Raw genomic sequence first — 16,757 nt, 5'->3', positions numbered from 1 at the left:
GCATCCCGCGGCGCGCCCACTCCTCCCACGACGGAACGCCCCATGCACGCAGCTCTGCGCGAGAACCTCTACCTCGTCAAGGAACACGTCGGCCTGTTCAAGGCCGCCAACAACTTCGATATCTTCGACCCCACGAGCGGCCGCAAGGTGCTCGAATGCCGCGAGCCGAACCTCGGCTTCTTCACCAAGCTCCTGCGCTTCACCGACTACAAGCGGATGACGCCGTTCGACGTGCGCATCACGACGCCGGAAGGCCGCAAGGTGCTGGGCGTGAAGCGCGGCATCTCGCTGTTCCTGTCCAAGGTCGAGGTGCTCGACGAAAACGACCGCGTGGTCGGCCTGTTCAAGCAGAAGCTGTTCTCGATCGGCGGCGCGTTCGACGTGTTCGACGCGAACGACAAGCTGCTCTGCACGCTGGTCGGCAAGTGGACGAGCTGGGAGTTCAAGTTCAAGGCCGGCGAGCGCGAGCTCGCGAGCGTGACGAAGAAATGGTCCGGCCTCGGCAAGGAGCTGTTCACGACCGCCGACAACTACATGCTGTCGATCGACCGCGCCGTCGCTCCCGACGACAAGGTGCGCCAGCTGATCATGGCCGCGGTCATGTGCATCGACATGGTGCTCAAGGAGTAACGCGCGACTCGCGCGGGGCCGGCGGTACGCGCGAAGCGCGAGCCGCCGTCAATGCGAACCGGCCTCGCGCGCGCCGAGCGCCGCGCAGTACAGCGCGAGCAGCCACCAGAACAGCAGCCCCCACCACGCCGAGTAGAACGCGAGGTGGGTGTTGAGCGGGAAGCACATCGAGACGAGCGCGAGGCCCGGCGCGAACGCGCGTTCGCGTGCGGCCCGGTCCGCGCGGCGCCACGCGCGCAGCGCGGCGTACGCGCCGGCGAGCCACAGCACGAGGCCAGCGATGCCGGTTTCGCTGAGCACCTCGAGCACGATCTGGTGCGCGTGCGAGGCACCGGTGTCGCTCGCGGTGTCGACGAAACGGTCGCCCGCGGCCGCGTAGTCGGGATAGGCATAGCGGAAACCGCGCGCGCCGACGCCGGTGAGCGGATGCGCGGCGCTCATCGCGAGCGCGGTGCGCCAGATGCTGAGGCGTCCCGCCGACGCCTCGTCGACCGCGGCCTCGGTGCCCTGCAGCGCGCGCAGGCTGCGTTCGATGCGCGCGCCGAAGCGGGCCGAATCGTGCAGCGCGAGCGCACCGACCACCCCGAGGCCGAACGCGAACACCGCGCACACGGCGAGGAAGCGGCGCGGGCGGCGCGTCTCGTGCCAGGCGAGCAGCACGCCGACGAGCGCGTACGACAGCCACGCCGCGCGCGAACCCGCGAGCAGGATCGGCGGCGCGAGGAACGCGTACGCGAGCACGAGGCCGCGACCCGCCCAGCGCTGGCGCGCGGCGAGCAGCACGAACGGCGCGAGTGTCGCGAGCACGGGCCCGAGCTTGAGGTTGCCCGCGCCGAAGATCCCCGACACGCGCTCGCGCTCGGCCGCGCCGCCGAGGCTGTAACCGGTCGCCATCTGCACCCACGCATCGAGCGCCCACAGCACGACGACCGCCGCGATCGCGGCGACGAAGGCGGGCCAGCGCGCGGCGTCGCGCAGTGCCCAGGCCGCGAACAGCGCGAACGGCAGGAAGCGCACGGTGGTCGCGACCGTCGACCAGGTCTTGCCCGGCGCGACCGCGGCGAACCCGGACAGCAGCGCCGCGAGCCAGTACGTGCCGAACAGCATGAGCACGAGCTTCACGGCCGCGTCGCCGAAGCGCACGCGCCCGCGCACGAGCAGCACGAGCCCGCCGATCGCACCGAGCGCGAGCGGTGCCTCGGCGCTGCGGCCGAGCGGCAGCAGCACGAGCACGGCGAGCACGAGCAGGGCGGCCCAGGCGGGCACGCGGTCGACGGGGTTCGGGGTCACGGCAGAGGGGGTCCGGCTGCGGAACCCGTGCATCTTAGCCGCAGGCGCGGCGCGGACTCAGCCCGCGCCGACGATTTCGCGGTACAGCGCGAGCGTGGCCGCCTGCATGTCGGCGAGGCGGTAGCGCTGCAGCGGCGTGATCGGCGGGGCCGCGCGCAGCAGTTCGGCGGCGCGTTCGGTCAGACGCTCGCGATCCTGCGGGGGCACGCGTCCGGCCGGATAGAGGTCGGCGAGCAATTCGCCGACGCCGCCGTGGTCGTAGCCGAGCACGGGCCGGCACAGCGCGAGCGCCTCGACCACGGTGCGACCGAACGATTCGGGCTTGTTCGACAGCTGCAGCACGAGCGCCGACGCGGCGAATACGTCGCGCGTGTCGTCGCGTTGCGCGCTGATCGCGAGCTGGTCGGCGATGCCACGCTCGACGGCGAGGCGCTCGAGCTCGGCGACGTAAGCCTCGCGTCCTTCCTGGCGTGCGCCGAGCAGCAGCAGGCGGGTCGGGATGCCGCGCGCCTTGAGGTCGGAGACGAGCTCGATCGCGTCGGCATGCCCCTTGAGGCGCGTGCCACGGCCCGGCAAGGTCAGCAGCGGTGCGCCGGCGAGCTGCGGGAATTCGGCGAAGAACCACTCGCGCCACGAGTTGTCGGCGAGATAGCCGAACGGATAGTCGCTCGGATCGATGCCGCGCGGGATGACCACGAGCTTGTTCGGGTCGGTGCGCGGGTAGTTGCGCAGGAGATAGTCGCGCACCGTGTTCGACACGCAGATGACACGTTCGCCGCGGGCCATCACCGAGCTGTAGATGCCCGGACTGTTCAATCCGTGCGCAGTTGTGACGAAATGCGGCCTCGGCTTGAGCCCGCGCACCGCGAGCCAGCCGACCCAGGCGGGCATGCGCGAGCGTGCGTGCACGATGTCGGCGCCGACCTGGCGCAGCAGCGCGCGCAGCTTCGGCACCTGCGCCAGTGCACGCAGCGACTTCGCGCCGATCGGCAGGGTCACGTGCTCGCTGCCCTCGCGCTCGGCGCGCTCGACCATGCGGCCGCCGGCCGAGACGATGATCGAGCGGTGGCCGGCTTCCACCAGCGCGCGCGCGACCTCCAGCGCCGAACGCTCGGCACCGCCAGCCTCGAAAGCAGGCAGCAACTGGACGACGGTCAGGCGGCGCTCGGCCATGCGGATGCGTACTGGCTCAGGCTTCGAGGGCGTATTCGGCGCCGCAATACGGGCACTTCGCATGGCCGCCCTGCTCGGCGATCGGCAGGTAGACCTTTGGATGCGAGTTCCACAGCGACATGCCGGGCATCGGGCAGCTCAACGGCAGATCGTCCCGGGTGACCCGGTAGCGGTTCTCGGCATTGGCGGGAATCGTCCTTTCCGCCGCGGGATTGGGGCGCGACATGCTCTACTCCATGGACAGAGCTTTGCAGTTTACCAGCACAAGACATGCCAACCAGTATGTGAAGTGCTTCACGGCGGGGCCGTGAACCGCACGCAGGCACGTCCACCGGCCGGGTAGCCTAGAATGCCGCGGCTTCGTTCGATACCCCCATCGACCAGCAAACGGGAGGGACTACGTGGACATCAACAAGATGATTGCGCGCGTGAAGGCGATCCTGCTCACGCCGAAGACCGAGTGGCCGGTCATCGCGGCCGAGCCCGCGACGGTGGCGGACCTGTACAAGAACTGGATCGTGATCCTCGCGGCGATTCCCGCGGTCGCCGGCTTCATCAAGGGCAGCATCATCGGCACGACGTTCCTCGGCGTGACCTATCGCGCCGGCATCGGCGCGGGGCTGACCGGCGCGATCGTCGGCTATGCGCTCGGCCTCGCGATGGCGTACGTGATGGCGCTCATCATCGACGCGCTCGCACCGAATTTCGGCGGCGAGAAGAACCCGGTGCAGGCGCTCAAGACCGTCGCCTACGCATGGACGGCGAGCTGGGTCGCGGGTGCGGCGCAGATCATCCCCGGCATCGGCTGGCTGATCGCGCTCGCGGGCGGCATCTATGGCATCTACCTGCTCTACCTCGGCCTGCCGCACACGATGAAGGCACCGGCGGAGAAGGCCGGCGGCTACACCGCGGTCAGCGTGATCATCGCGATCGTGCTGAGCTGGATCTGCGCCCTCGTCGTCGGCGGCATCATCGGCACCGGTGCGCTGATGAGCGCGGGTGCGGGCAACGTGCGCCTCGGCGACAGCGGCGGCAACGTCACGATTGACGCCGACAGCGCACTCGGCAAGCTCGCCGCCGCGGGCCAGAAGATGGAAGCGGCGAGCAAGCAGCTCGAGGCCGCGCAGAAGTCCGGCGACGCCGACGCGCAGGCGAAGGCGATGGGCGCGGTGATGGGCGCCGCGATGGGTGGCGGCGACCAGGTCGAGGCGCTGTCGCCCGACCTGCTCAAGCCATTCGTGCCGGCGACGCTCGCCGGCCTCGCGCGCACCGACTTCTCGGCCGAGAAGAACGGTGCGATGGGCATGCAGGTGTCGGAAGCGCACGCGACCTATTCGGACAATGCTTCGGGGCGCTCGCTGCGCCTCGAGGTCACCGACATGGGTTCGGCCAAGGGCCTGATGGCGATGGCCGGCTGGGCCGCGCTGCAGCAGGAGCGCGAGACCGAGCACGGCTACGAGAAGACCTACAAGGTCGACGGCCGCCTCGTGCACGAGGAATGGAACAGCCAGGACAAGCACGGCGAATACGGCATCGTGCTCGGCGACCGCTTCGCGGTGAAGCTGAGCGGCGACGCGGACAGCATGGACCAGCTCAAGGCCGCGGTCGCCGGCATCAACCTCGCCGGCCTCGAAGCGCTGAAGGGCCAGGGCGTCAAGAAGGGCTGATCCGCCGGTTCCTCGAAGGATCGGCTGTGGGAGCGGCGGAAGCCGCGATGCTCTTCCGGAGAAAAAAGCCAAAAGCATCGCGGCTTCCGCCGCTCCCACCGATCGATCGGTGTGCGGCGGTCGCGATCAGCTCTTCGGCTTGAGGCTCTCGGCGTAGGCCTTCGCCTCGATCGCCTCGCTCGTGATGCGCAGCTTGATGTCGTCGCTCACCGCGGGCACGTACTTCGCGATGCCGAACTCGGAGCGCTTGATCGTCGCGGTCGCGTCGAAGCCCGCCGCCTGCGCCTTGCGCATCGGATGTTCGCCGACCTTGTTGACCGTCACGTCGAGCACGACCGGCTTGGTCACGCCGTGCAGGGTGAGGTCGCCGGTGACCTTGAGCTGGCCTTCGGCGGCGCCCTTCTCGACCTTCGTGCTCTTGAACGTCGCTTCCGGATACTTCGCCGCGTCGAAGAAGTCCGGCGACTGCAGGTGCTCGTTGAGCTTGGCGACGTTGCTGTTCACGCTCGCGAGCGGGATCTTCACGCTGACGCTTCCCTTGGTCGGGTTGGCCGCGTCGAAATCGAGCGTGCCTTCGACCGTACCGAACTGCGCGGTCGGGTTCGAGTAGCCGAAGTGGTTCCAGCTGAAGACGACCTGCGTGTGGCCCGGGTCGAGCGTGTAGGTGGCGGCGAAGGCCGGTGCAGCGGCGAGCGCGAGGGCGCTGGCAAGGGCGATGCGGCGGAACATGGACGAGCTCCTTTGCGAAAGGGAAACGATGGAAACCGGATGCGACGGAATCGGCGATGAACGCGCCGCGCTTCCATCCGGCATGGAAGTACCACTTTGACGTCGCAAGGATGTGGCATGCCCCGGCGACCGACAAGGCTCGCTGCGCCGAAACAGCGTTTCCACCGGCGAACGATGACGCGCGTTCGCGCGGTCCCGCGTCGTCCGCTAGGCTGACGGCATGAACGCGGCGACCTCCTGTTGGGCGATCAGCGACGGCGCCGCCGGCAACGCGCGCCAGGCGCTCGCGCTCGCGCGCGCGCTCGGCCTCGCGGCGGAGCCGGTCGAGATCACATTGCGCGAACCGTGGAATGCGTTCGCACCGCGCCTCGCCCTCGGCGCGGCGCACGCGGTGCGCCGCGCCGAGGGTGCGCCGCTGCGCGCGCCCTGGCCCGACCTCGCGATCGGCTGTGGCCGCCGCGCCGCCCTCGTCACGCGTCTGCTGCGCGCCTGGAGCGGCGGCCGCACATACACCGTGCAGATCCTCGACCCGCGCATCGCGACCGCCGCGTTCGACCTCGTGATCGCGCCACAACACGACCGCGTCCGCGGCGACAACGTGATCGACAGCATCGGCGCGCTCAATCCGGTCGATCCACGCTGGCTCGCCGATGGCCGCGCGCGCAACGTCGATCTCGCCGCACTGCCGTCGCCGCGCACGGCCGTGCTCGTCGGTGGCTCGAACCGCGCGCAGGCGCTCGATGCAGGCTACTTCGAAGGCCTCGCCGAACGGCTCGTCGCATTGCACGACGCCGACCGCGGCAGCTTCCTCGTCAGTGTGTCGAGGCGCACGCCGGCGGCGGTCGCGACGCGCCTGCGCACGCTGTTCGCGGCGATGCCGGGGCGCTTCTGGAGCGGCGCCGACGACGGCGCCAATCCGTACGCGGGTTTCCTCGCCTACGCCGATCGCATCGTCGTCACGCCGGACTCGGTCAACATGCTCTCGGAAGCCTGCGCGACCGGCAAGCCCGTCTACACCTGGGCGGCGCGGCCGATCCGCGGCAAGCTCGCCGCGTTCCACGACGCACTCGTCGCGAGCGGCCACCTGCGCCGCCTCGGCGACACCGATGCGCGGCCGCAGCCGCCGCCGCTCGCCGAAACCGCTGCGATCGCCGAGCTCGTGCGCGCGCGCTGGCAGGTCGCCCGCGGGGCATAGGGTGGGCCTTGGCCCACCTTCGCTCCGGTCCTTCACGTTGCGCGCGGTGGGCCGGGCCACCCTACAGCGGCGGGCGAATGCGCAATTCAGGGCGCGGCCGCGGCCCGTCGTGCGGGCCGTGGTCGAACGGCGGATAGCCGAGTTCGTCGCGCATCGCCGCGTAGCGCTCTGCGAGCGCGAGCAACTCGCGATACGCGCGCAGCGCCGCCTCGCGCTGCCGCTCGGAGGCGAAGTCGTAGCTCGGCGGATCGGCGTGCATCGGCTGCAGCGCGGCGTCACCGTCCGCGGTCAGGGATTCCGCCTCGCGCAGCGCCGCGAGCGCCTCGCCGAGCACGCGCATCGCGACGCGGTAGCGCACCCAGCGATGGTTGCGCCAGCCCGTCACGCTGCCCGGCGGCGGATCGCGTCGCGCGTAGTGCGCGAGCAGCAGCTCGCCCGCGCTCGCGCCGCGCGTCGCGATGCGGTGGATCAACGCCGGCGCCATGCGCAGGTTGAGGCCACCTTCGCTCGCGCGCAAGCGCACGGCGACGACGCGGTCGCGATAGCCGGGGATCGCGAGCTGCATGCTGTCGGTCCACGCCTGCATCGTCGTGATGATCGCGCCGAGGAAGCCGAGCACGCCGCCGCGCTCGACCGGCACCGTGCGCGTCGTCGCGCCGCTGCCGTTGTGATCGGGCATCCAGACGAAGTCGGCCGGATCCTGCGCCTGCGCCGGCAGGTACTCGGCGTCGACGAGGTTGATGCCGAACGTCGGCCGCGACGGCACGAGCGCGTCGAAGTAGTGGATCGGGAAATTGCTACAGATGCCGCCATCGGAAAACCAGACGCGCTCGGCCGTGCCGATCCACGCGCCGCGCCGTCCGGGGTCCGGGCCCATGCGCGTGCGCCACAGCGGCACCGCCGACAGCAGCAGCGGGAACGCGAGGCTCATGCGCACGGGCACGATCACCGGCAGGTCCTCCATCGCGGGCAGGCGGTAGCGGCCGCGCAACTCGCCGTGCTCGATGCGCTCGGGCGAATCGGCGACCAGCGCGTCGACGACGCTCGCCGGGAACAGCGCGCGCATCTCGTCGGCGTCGAAGCAGAACGCTTCGCTGTCGAGCGGGAAACTGTACGGCCGCCCGTGGCTGAGCGCGGTCGTCATGAGGCGCAGGTCGATCGCGCGCTCCTCCGCGTGCAGGCGCGCCGATTCGGCGACGTAGTCGGGCGCGGCATCATGGCCGCGCCACAGATCGCCGAAACGCAGCGGCCGGCCGCCTTCGAGCCCGGCGAGCGATTGCAGCGTCGCATGCAGCCACGGCGTCAGCGTGTCGGCATCGCCGAGGCCCGAACACAGGCCGTAGCCGTTCGCGGGGATCGCGCGCAACGCGTGTCCGACGATGCACGCGGCGAGCCCGATCGCGAAGGCGAGCAGGCCGAGCACGATCGCGGCCGCGCTCGCGAACCACGGTAGTGCACCGCCGGCGCCATAGTCGATCCGCGACACCAGCGGCGCGAGCACGAGCGCGGCGACGACGAGCGAAGCGAGCGCAGCGAGTGGGAAGTTGCGTACCGCGGCGACGAACCAACGCACGCACGCGAGCGACCAGCGCGGCTGCTCGGGCATGAGCCCGGCGACGAGCAGCCGATACAGGCGCGCCGTGCTCGGCTGCGGACGGAACAGGCGGAACAGGCGCGTCGCGCCGTGCTCGGTGCCGTCGTCGGTCTGCGCGAGCAGGTCGGGCAGCACCTCGAGCCGTTCGAAACCACCGCGATCACGCCCGTACTCCGCAGCGGCGGCGGCCGCGGCCGCAATCGCGCCAGCGGACGCGCCGCCGACGCTGCGCAGGCGATAGTGCGCGGCGAGCCGCGCGATCGCGCGCGGATAGACGATGCCGCTCGCGATGCCACCCTTCATCACGAGGTCGCATTCGGGTCGTTCGCTCATCGTGCACTCCTTGCCGTCGCCTCGCGGCCCCGCATTCTTGCACTTCCCTACCCGACGACGACGAGCGCAGCCGGCCGGCACGCGCCGGCTCGTGCGTGGGAGCGGCCCAGCCGCGTGGCTTCGCCAGCGGCAAAGCGAATCGCATCGCTCAGGTGAAATCGAAGCCCGCGCCGGCGCACGCCGCAGCGACTGAGGCCGCGTCGCGCTCGATCGCGTCGTCGCGTGCGACCACGCGCGGCCGGGCATCGAGCGTGCAGCGGATCGCGCGCGCGAGCAGGCCCGCATGCGCGCGCGCGAGCGCATCCGCGCTGGCGTCGTCGAGCCGCCGCGCGGCGCGCAGGGCATCGATGAGCGCGGCATTGCCGCCGTTCGCGAGCAGCGCCGGATGCCGCGCCGCGTGCTGCAGCACGAGTCCCTGCAGAAGGAATTCGAGGTCGACGAGGCCGCCGTGACCCTGCTTGAGGTCGAACTCCGCCGCGCTCGAGCGATCGCGCTCGGCGCGCCAGCGCGCGCGCATCGAGACGACGTCCGCGTGCAGCGCGGCCGCGTCGCGTGGCTGCGCGAGCAGTTCCGCGCGCACGTCCGCGTAGCGCCGCGCGAGCGCGGCGTCGCCGGCGACCGCGCGGGCGCGCACGAGCGCCTGCAGTTCCCAGGTCCACGCGCGCTCGCGCTGATAAGCCGCGTAGCCGTCGAGGCTCTGCACGAGCATGCCCTTGCTGCCGTCGGGGCGCAGGCGCACGTCGACTTCGTAGAGCCTCCCGGCGCGCGTCAGCGTGCCGAGCAGGTGCACCACGCGCTGCGCGAAGCGCGCGTAGTAGCGCGCGCCGTCGAGCGGCTTGGCACCGTCGGACTCGCGCGGCGCACGCGCGCCGTCGTAGAGGAAGACGAGGTCGAGGTCGGAACCGAAACCGAGTTCGCGGCCGCCGAAGCTGCCGTAGGCGACGACGATGAGGCCGCTGCCGTCACCCCCGGCGCCGGCACCGTCGATGCGGCCGTGCGCGGCGACCATGTCGCGTTCGGCGACGTGCAGCACCGCGCCGACGATCGCCTCGGCGACGTCGGCGAGCGCGGCGGCCGTGCTGCGCGCGTCGAGGCGGCCGCCGAGGAACGCGAGACCGATGCGGAACAGCGCCGACTGCCGCTGCTCCTGGATCGCCTCGATCTCCGCTTCGGGATCGGCCTCGGCGATCATGCCGAGGCGGCGCGCGAGTTCGTCGCGGATCGCGGTCGCATCGGGCGCGTCGCCGTCGACGCGGTCGTCGAACAGGTCGTCCAGCAGCAGCGGGTGCGCGATCACGCGCTCGGCGAGGAACGCGCTCGCCGCGAACACCGCGCTGAGGCGGCGCAACGCGGCCGGCTGCTCCTCGAGCAGCGCGAGGTAGACCGAGCGGCGCAGGGTCGCCTGCACGAGGCGCAACAGGCGCGCGAGGCAGCGCGCCGGCTGTTCCTGCACGAACGCGGCGGCGAACACCGCGGGCATCACCGCGTCGAGGCGTTCGCGTGCGCGCGCGGACATCGTGCGCAGCGCGGCGCCGCCGAGCAGCGCTTCGAGCTCGGCGGTCGCCTCGGTCGGCGGATCGAAGCCGGCTGCGGCGACCGCCGCCGCGTCGACGCCGTCGGCGAGCAGCGCGCGCCAGAACTCGGGCCAGCGCGCCTGCGCCTGCTGCGCATCGTTGCGTGCGTCGACTGCCATCAGCGCGGCGAACTCCTCGGCGACCGCCGTGCGATGCACGCGCAGCTCCGCCTCGAGCGCGCTCCAGCCGGTGCGACCGAGTGCGAGCGCGAGGCGTTCGCGCAGCTCGCCGTCGGCGGGAATCTCGTGCGTCTGCTGGTCGGCGAACATCTGCACGCGGTTCTCGAGCCGGCGCAGGAAGCGGTACGCCTCGCGCAGCCGCTGCGCGCGCGCGGACGGGATGAAGCCGAGCTGCTCGCACGCGGCGAGCGCGGGCAGCAGGCCGCGCGCGCGCAGGGTCGGCTCGCGCCCGCCGCGGATCAGTTGCACGAGCTGCACGATGAACTCGATCTCGCGGATGCCGCCCGGGCCGAGCTTTAGATGATCGGCGAGATCCTTGCGCGCGACTTCGGCGTCGATGAGCGACTTCATCTCGCGCAGGCCCGCGAACGCGGTGTAGTCGAGGTAGCGACGGAACACGAACGGCCGCAGCGTCTCGAGCAGGCGCGCGCCGCCGACGCGGTCGCCCGCGACCGGGCGCGCCTTGATCCATGCGTAGCGCTCCCAGTCGCGACCCTCGCGCTGGAAATACTGCTCCATCGCGGTGAACGACAGCGCGAGCCGGCCGGCGCTGCCGAACGGGCGCAGGCGCAGGTCGACGCGGTACACGTAGCCGTCGACGCTGTGGTCGGCGAGCAGGCCGACCAGGGTCTGGCCGATGCGCGTGTAGTACGCGGTCGCGTCGAGTGCGCGCGCGCCGTCGCTATCGCCGTGCTCGGCGAACGCGAACACGAGGTCGATGTCGGACGAGAAATTGAGCTCGCCGCCGCCGAGCTTGCCGAGGCCGAGCACGACCATGCGCTGCGCCTGTCCGCGTGCGTCGCGGATGACGCCGTGGCGTTCGGCGACCACGCGCTCGGCACCGCGCAGCGCCGCCTCGAGGCAGCTCTCGGCGAGCACCGAAGCGCCGGCGAGCGTCGTCTCGACCGCGTCGGCACCGGTGACGTCGCGCCAGATCAGGCGCAACGCTTCGCGCAGGCGGAAGCGCCGCAGCACGCGGCGCATTTCGTTCGCGTCGTGCACGTCGTTGAACATGCCCGCGCGCGCGTCCGCATGGCGCGGGTCGCTCATCAGCTGCAGGAAGTCCGGGCCGAGCAGTTGCGGATCGCGCAGCAGGCTCTGGTAGGCGAAGTCGCTCGCGAGCAGCACGCTCGACAGGTGGTCGTCGACGCCGGCGTCGTCGTGGAACGGCACGTTCGCCTCGCGGCACGCCGCCTCGAGCCGTGACAGGCGTTCGTTGAGGAAAGCCGCGGTCGGACGCGGCCAGCGGGTCGGCTCGAGCATGCGCCCATTGTGGCAGCAGCCTCGCGCGCGCGGCCAGCGGTGCGCGCGGCGGCGCTGACGCGACCTTTGCAACATCTAACCGCGAATTAATCCCACGCCGGCGCGCGCATGGCATTGTTCCGCCCCTATGTCCACGCCTTTTCCATCCATCGCGCGCTGGCGCCCCGCGGTCGAGCGCGAAGGCATCGCGCTCGGCGGCTGCGCGCTGCTGCTCGTGCTGCTCGTCGCGCACCTCGATCCCGGCATCGACCTCGCCCGCGCGGCCGCGCCGCTGCCGACGGTGCGCCTGCTGCTGCTCAACGCGCTGCCGGCGCTGGCCGCGTTCGCGCTGCTGCTCGCGCTGTCACGCCGGTTGCTGCTGTCGACCTGGCTCACCCTGCTCGCGCTGGTCGCGCTGTACGGCGCGAATGCGGCGAAGCTCGGCGCCCTGCAGCTGCCGCTGCTGCCGGCCGACCTGCGCTTCCTCGCCGAGCCGGGTCCCGCGGCGCGCCTGTTCGTGCAGTACCTGCACGTCGATGCGTGGCACGCCCTGCTCGGCGCGGTGGCCGTCGCGACGACGCTCGCGCTGTGCCGCGAGCGGCGCCTCAGCGTGCTCGCGGGCTGGCGCCGGGCGGCGACCGGCGGCGCCGCGATCGCGATCGGCGCGAGCCTGATGGCAGGCGCGGCACCATGGCGTTCCGTCTACGGCGACGCTGCGCACGGGTTCCAGCCGTGGGCACTCGATCGCAGCGCGGCGAGCACCGGCCTCATCGGCGGGCTGCTCGTCTACCACTGGGAAATCGGCGGCGGCGACGTGCCGCCGGCGGATCGCGCGGCCGCGACCGCCTTGCTCGCGGCACACGCGCCGGAGCTGCGTGCGGGCCTCGCGCACGCGACGTCGACCGAAGCGCTGCCCGACATCGTCGTCGTGCAGAGCGAATCGCTGTTCGATCCTGCACGCCTGCGCAACGTGCTGAGCGGGCGCTTCCTGCGCGGCTACAACGCGCTCGCCCGGCGCGCGACCGCGGGCGACCTCGGCGTGCCGACGTTCGGCGGCGGCACGATCCGCACCGAGTTCGAAGTGCTCACCGGCGCGCCGCTCGCGAGCCTCGGCGGCGTGCAGTATCCATGGCTCGAACTCGACCGCGATACCTATCCCGGCCTCGCCCGCGTGCTCGACGCACACGGCTACCGCAGCGTCGCCGTCCACCCGAACGCGGCCGCGTTCTGGAACCGCGCGCAGGCGTATCCGGCGCTCGGCTTCGACCGCTTCGTCGACGCGGCGTCGTTCCCTGCCGATCGCGTCGTCGGCCTGTTCACGTCCGACGCTGCGCTCACCGATCGCGTGCTCGACGAACTCGCAGACGACGGCCCGCCGCAGTTCGTGTTCGCGATCAGCATGGAGAACCACGGCCCGTTCGACTGGCGCCCCGGACTCGACCCGCAGCGTCTCGCCGCGCTGCCACTGCCCGAACCGCTCGACGCCGGCGCGCGGCCGTGGCTCGCGCACTATCTCTACCTGCTCGACGACGCCGACCACGAACTCGCGCGCCTCGCCGATGCGCTCGCGCAGCGCAAGCGGCGCACGTTGCTGCTGTTCTACGGCGACCACCTGCCCGACCTCGGTCCTACCTACGCCGAACTCGGCTTCGACGACGGCCGCGAGGCGAAGCAGCAGCCGGTGCCGTGGCTGCTCTACGACAGCGCCGACGCGCACGCTCGCCGGCTCGACGCGCGTGCGTGGATGCTGCCCGGCCTGCTGCTGCAGGCCGCGGACATCCACGACGGCGCCTGGTTCGACGTGCTCGCGACGCTCGCGCGCTCGCAGGATTTCGATCCCGACGATCCCGACGACGCCGCCGGCCTCGACGCGCTCGCGCGCCTGCAATTGCACGGCGAACTCGAGCCGCTGCTCGACGACGCGCTCGACCTGGGGTTGGTCGCCGCCGCCGGTCGCTGATCGGCGCGGCACCTGCGTGTCGCAATCGCGCGCGCATGGGCGTTGTCAGCTGGCGCGCGTCGCCCCGTCGTGCGCAGGCGTGATGTCGCGAGGCCGGGGTTTCGCCATCATGCACACCACGGATGCCCCAGCGAGCGAGCCCGATGGACGAGACGCCGAGCGTGCGTGCATTGTTCGAACAGATGGTCGAGCTGGAAGCGCACGAACGCGCCGCCTGGCTCGCCCGGCACTGCATCGATCCGGCGCTGCGCACGGCGGTGGAGCGCATGCTCGCGCTCGACGCCACCGCCGACGCGCACCTGCTCGACCGGCCGTTCGACGACCTGCTCGGCCGCATCGCCGAGACGGGCGACGAACCGGCGCCGCCGCCGGCCGGCACGCGCATCGGCCCGTTCACGCTGGTCGACCGGCTCGGCGAGGGCGGCTCCTCGATCGTGTACCGGGCCGAACGCGAGCAGGACGGCGTGCGCCAGCAAGTCGCGCTCAAGCTGCTGCGCCGCGGGCTGTACACGCCGGCCGAACGCCGCCGCTTCCGCGACGAACGCAGCGCGCTGGCGCAGTTGCGCCATCCCGGGATCGCGCAGCTGATCGAAGGCGGTATCGGCGATGCGGGGACTCCCTACATCGCGCTCGAACTCGTCGACGGCAAGCCGATCACCGATCATGCGCGCGAGCACGCGCTCGACCTGCGCCAGCGCCTGCGCCTGTTCGTCGCCGCCTGCCGCGCGGTGGAGGCGGCGCATCGCGCGCTGATCGTGCATCGGGACCTCAAGCCGTCGAACGTATTGGTCACGCCCGACGGCACCGTCAAGCTGCTCGACTTCGGCATCGCCAAGCTGCTCGATGCGGACGTCGACGCCACCCACACCGAACATCGCGCGATGACGCCCGGCTACGCCGCGCCGGAGCAGTTCACCGGCGGCACGATCACGACCGCGACCGACGTGTACGCGCTCGGCATCCTGCTCGGCGAGCTGACGACGGGCCGGCGTCGCGCGCAGGGCGAGCAGCACACGCCTTCTTCACGCATCGACGCGAGCGCGCCTGCTGGCGCGCTGCCGGCCAGCCCCGCGCAGACCCGCCGGCAACTGCGCGGCGACGTCGACAACATGCTGCTGAAGGCGACCGCGGAGGAACCCGAGCGCCGCTACGCCTCCGCCGCTGCGTTCGCCGACGACATCGAGCGATACCTCGCTTCGCGACCGGTGCTCGCCCATCCACCGTCCGCGTGGTATCGCGCGCGCAAGTTCGTCGGCCGCCATCGGGGTGGCGTGGCGACTGCGTTCGCCTTCACGCTCGCGCTGGTCGCCGCACTCGCGATCGCGCTGTGGCAGGCGCGCATCGCGCACATCCAGACCGGCGTCGCGCAGGCGCAGGCACAGCGCGCCGAAGCCGCGCGGCAGTTCATGGTAGGCGTGTTCGAGAACGCGAGCCCCGACGAGAGCGGCGGCAAGCCGATCAGCGCGCACGAACTGCTCGAGAAGGGCGAGCGGCAGGTCGACGCCGGCCTGCACGAACGGCCGATCCTGCAGGCCGACGTACTCGCCCTGCTCGGCCAGCTCTACATCGAACTCGGCGACTTCGAACGCGCCGGCCGCTTGCTCGCGCGCGCCGGATCGGCCAGCGAGGCGGACGGCTTTCCCGCCGACGTGCGCGTGCGCGTGCTGCTCGGCATGGCGTGGGTCGAGAGCGAAACGGATGCCTACGACGCCGCGATCGCCCACGCGCGCGACGCGTTGGCGATCATCGCGCGCGAGCGCCTGGCGAGCCCGGAGTCGATCGCCAACGCGCATCAACTGATCACCCAGAGCCTGATCGGCAAGGGCGAGCAGGCCGAAGTCGACGCGCTGCTGGCCAGGCACCTGGACGAGGACCGGCGTGCCCTCGGCGAACACAACGAGTACGTCGCCGACGAATGGCTGCAGCTCGCGCAGCGCCTCGGCGACCTCGGCCGCTACGACGAGTCGGAGGCTGCGTTCCGCGGAGCGATCGAGAGCTACCGCTCCGTTTTCGGCGAGAACAGCAATCGCGTCGCGCACGCGCTCAACGAGTTCAGCAACATGCTCGACGACAAGGGCGATCTCGCCGGCTCCGAGGCCGCTTTGCGCCGCGCCCTCGCGATCCGCACGGAAACGGTCGGCCCCGACCATCACGACACGCTGACCGTCAGCAACAATCTCCTCGCGGTGCTCGAACTCGAAGGCCGCTATGCCGAGGCGCTGCCGCAACGGCTCGCCCTGCTCGAGCGCGCGGCGAGAACGGGCGCGTTGCACGAGCGCGACCTGGTGTCGACCTACAACTCGATCTGTCGCGACTACCGCGAGCTCGGCCGGCTCGCCGAAGCCGAAGGCGCGGCCCGCAAGGCGCTCGACATCGGCGAGCGCTCGCAGGGACCACGCAGTCCCTGGCGCATCGGCACGCTCGGCCAGCTCGGCCGTACGCTCGCGCTCATGGGCCGCTACGCCGACGCGGAAGCGAGCTTCCGCGAAGCCTTGTCGATCATGGGCGAGAGCGAAACCGGCGCGTCGCCGAGCATCGGCTTCTACCGGGCCGAGCTCGGCTCGATCCTGCGCCTGCAGCACCGGCTCAGCGAGGCATCGGTGGAGTTGCGGCAGGCGGCGGCGCTGTTCACGGCGAGCGTCCATCCGAACAATCCGCAACGCCCGGCGGTACTCGCTGCGCTCGCCGAAACACAGCTCGACGCCGGCGACGCCGCGCGCGCGCAGGCGACCGCGCGCGATGCGCTCGCCTACGCGCGACGCGCGTTTCCGCCGGGCCACCCGCAGCTCGGGCCTTCGCTGTTCGCGCTGGCGCGCGCCGACCTCGCGCTCGACCAGTCGGGGGATGCCGAGGCGCTGGCGCGCGAAGCACTTGCGGTTCGCAGCCCGCCGTATCCGGCCGACGACCTGCGCGTGCTCGAGGTCCAGGCGACGCTCGCGGCTTCGCTCGCGATGCAGTCGCGGATGGCCGAGGCGAACGCGGTGCGCGCCGCAGCCCTGCCGATGCTGCAGGCGTCGACCGCTGCGTACGCGCGCGACCTCGTCGCGCGCCTGCCCGCGCCGGACGCGACCCGCGCACGCCCCTGACGGCTCGCCGCGCGCGTGCCGGGATGCCGGTGGTTGCTCGGCATCCGGGTGCTGGCGGTGTCCACGACGTCTTCGATTCGTGCCGAACGGCGTTGTTGCTTGGTC

Annotated in this window: 11 protein-coding genes; 5 read left to right on the top strand and 6 right to left on the bottom strand. The window is 71.8% G+C overall.

Annotated features, from left to right (window positions below; genetic code table 11):
* The first annotated feature begins 42 nt into the window (after positions 1-42).
* Positions 43-630, top strand: coding sequence for a phospholipid scramblase-related protein (locus tag FHW12_RS19180; protein WP_182532673.1), 588 nt, complete (start codon positions 43-45; stop codon positions 628-630).
* A 48-nt stretch (positions 631-678) separates the two neighbouring features.
* Here the strand turns inward: FHW12_RS19180 and FHW12_RS19175 are convergent, their stop codons facing one another.
* Genes FHW12_RS19175 through FHW12_RS19165 form a run of 3 tightly spaced genes read right to left on the bottom strand, consistent with a single transcriptional unit; the run spans position 679 to position 3,319 of the window.
* Positions 679-1,920, bottom strand: coding sequence for an O-antigen ligase family protein (locus FHW12_RS19175; protein WP_310735295.1), 1,242 nt, complete (start codon positions 1,918-1,920; stop codon positions 679-681).
* 57 nt (positions 1,921-1,977) lie between these two features.
* Positions 1,978-3,093: a glycosyltransferase gene (locus FHW12_RS19170; RefSeq protein WP_182532671.1), complete on the bottom strand. Its 1,116-nt coding sequence runs from the start codon at positions 3,091-3,093 to the stop codon at positions 1,978-1,980.
* Between the two features lie 16 nt (positions 3,094-3,109).
* Positions 3,110-3,319, bottom strand: coding sequence for a zinc-finger domain-containing protein (locus FHW12_RS19165; RefSeq protein ID WP_182532670.1), 210 nt, complete (start codon positions 3,317-3,319; stop codon positions 3,110-3,112).
* 175 nt (positions 3,320-3,494) lie between these two features.
* On the opposite strand from FHW12_RS19165, the gene FHW12_RS19160 reads away from it, so the two are divergent.
* Complete coding sequence (locus FHW12_RS19160) at positions 3,495-4,760, top strand: Yip1 family protein (RefSeq protein WP_182532669.1); 1,266 nt, start codon at positions 3,495-3,497, stop codon at positions 4,758-4,760.
* A 126-nt stretch (positions 4,761-4,886) separates the two neighbouring features.
* On the opposite strand, the gene FHW12_RS19155 is transcribed toward FHW12_RS19160, so the two are convergent.
* A complete protein-coding gene (locus tag FHW12_RS19155) occupies positions 4,887-5,489 on the bottom strand; it encodes a YceI family protein (RefSeq protein WP_259393150.1) in 603 nt (200 codons plus the stop codon).
* A 220-nt stretch (positions 5,490-5,709) separates the two neighbouring features.
* Here FHW12_RS19155 and FHW12_RS19150 point away from each other — a divergent pair, with 220 nt between their 5' ends.
* Positions 5,710-6,684 (top strand): mitochondrial fission ELM1 family protein, encoded by a 975-nt coding sequence (locus FHW12_RS19150; RefSeq protein ID WP_182532667.1) that lies wholly within the window; start codon positions 5,710-5,712, stop codon positions 6,682-6,684.
* 61 nt (positions 6,685-6,745) lie between these two features.
* Here FHW12_RS19150 and FHW12_RS19145 read toward each other — a convergent pair whose 3' ends face one another.
* Positions 6,746-8,611 (bottom strand): patatin-like phospholipase family protein, encoded by a 1,866-nt coding sequence (locus FHW12_RS19145; RefSeq protein WP_182532666.1) that lies wholly within the window; start codon positions 8,609-8,611, stop codon positions 6,746-6,748.
* Between the two features lie 148 nt (positions 8,612-8,759).
* Positions 8,760-11,627: a bifunctional [glutamate--ammonia ligase]-adenylyl-L-tyrosine phosphorylase/[glutamate--ammonia-ligase] adenylyltransferase gene (gene glnE, locus FHW12_RS19140; RefSeq protein ID WP_182532665.1), complete on the bottom strand. Its 2,868-nt coding sequence runs from the start codon at positions 11,625-11,627 to the stop codon at positions 8,760-8,762.
* Positions 11,628-11,754: 127 nt separating this feature from the next.
* Between glnE and FHW12_RS19135 the strand changes: the two genes are divergently transcribed.
* The gene (locus FHW12_RS19135; RefSeq protein WP_182532664.1) at positions 11,755-13,566 is read left to right on the top strand and encodes an LTA synthase family protein; all 1,812 of its coding nucleotides are present in this window, start codon (positions 11,755-11,757) and stop codon (positions 13,564-13,566) included.
* A gap of 143 nt (positions 13,567-13,709) precedes the next feature.
* Entirely contained in the window at positions 13,710-16,652 is a 2,943-nt protein-coding gene (locus FHW12_RS19130) for a serine/threonine-protein kinase (protein WP_182532663.1), read from the top strand.
* The last annotated feature ends 105 nt before the right edge of the window (positions 16,653-16,757 follow it).

Origin of the sequence: Dokdonella fugitiva (assembly GCF_014138265.1) — a bacterium.
GTDB classification, from domain to species: Bacteria; Pseudomonadota; Gammaproteobacteria; order Xanthomonadales; family Rhodanobacteraceae; genus Dokdonella_A; species Dokdonella_A fugitiva_A.
This window is presented reverse-complemented; position numbering and strand designations above follow the sequence as displayed.

Bases quoted from the DNA above. Each gene is read 5' to 3' on its own strand.
- FHW12_RS19180 (WP_182532673.1), top strand. From the start codon at position 43: ATGCACGCAGCTCTGCGCGAGAACCTCTACCTCGTCAAGGAACACGTC.
- FHW12_RS19170 (WP_182532671.1), bottom strand. From the start codon at position 3,093: ATGGCCGAGCGCCGCCTGACCGTCGTCCAGTTGCTGCCTGCTTTCGAG.
- FHW12_RS19165 (WP_182532670.1), bottom strand. From the start codon at position 3,319: ATGTCGCGCCCCAATCCCGCGGCGGAAAGGACGATTCCCGCCAATGCC.
- FHW12_RS19155 (WP_259393150.1), bottom strand. From the start codon at position 5,489: ATGTTCCGCCGCATCGCCCTTGCCAGCGCCCTCGCGCTCGCCGCTGCA.
- FHW12_RS19150 (WP_182532667.1), top strand. From the start codon at position 5,710: ATGAACGCGGCGACCTCCTGTTGGGCGATCAGCGACGGCGCCGCCGGC.
- FHW12_RS19145 (WP_182532666.1), bottom strand. From the start codon at position 8,611: ATGAGCGAACGACCCGAATGCGACCTCGTGATGAAGGGTGGCATCGCG.
- glnE (WP_182532665.1), bottom strand. From the start codon at position 11,627: ATGCTCGAGCCGACCCGCTGGCCGCGTCCGACCGCGGCTTTCCTCAAC.
- FHW12_RS19135 (WP_182532664.1), top strand. From the start codon at position 11,755: ATGTCCACGCCTTTTCCATCCATCGCGCGCTGGCGCCCCGCGGTCGAG.
- FHW12_RS19130 (WP_182532663.1), top strand. From the start codon at position 13,710: ATGGACGAGACGCCGAGCGTGCGTGCATTGTTCGAACAGATGGTCGAG.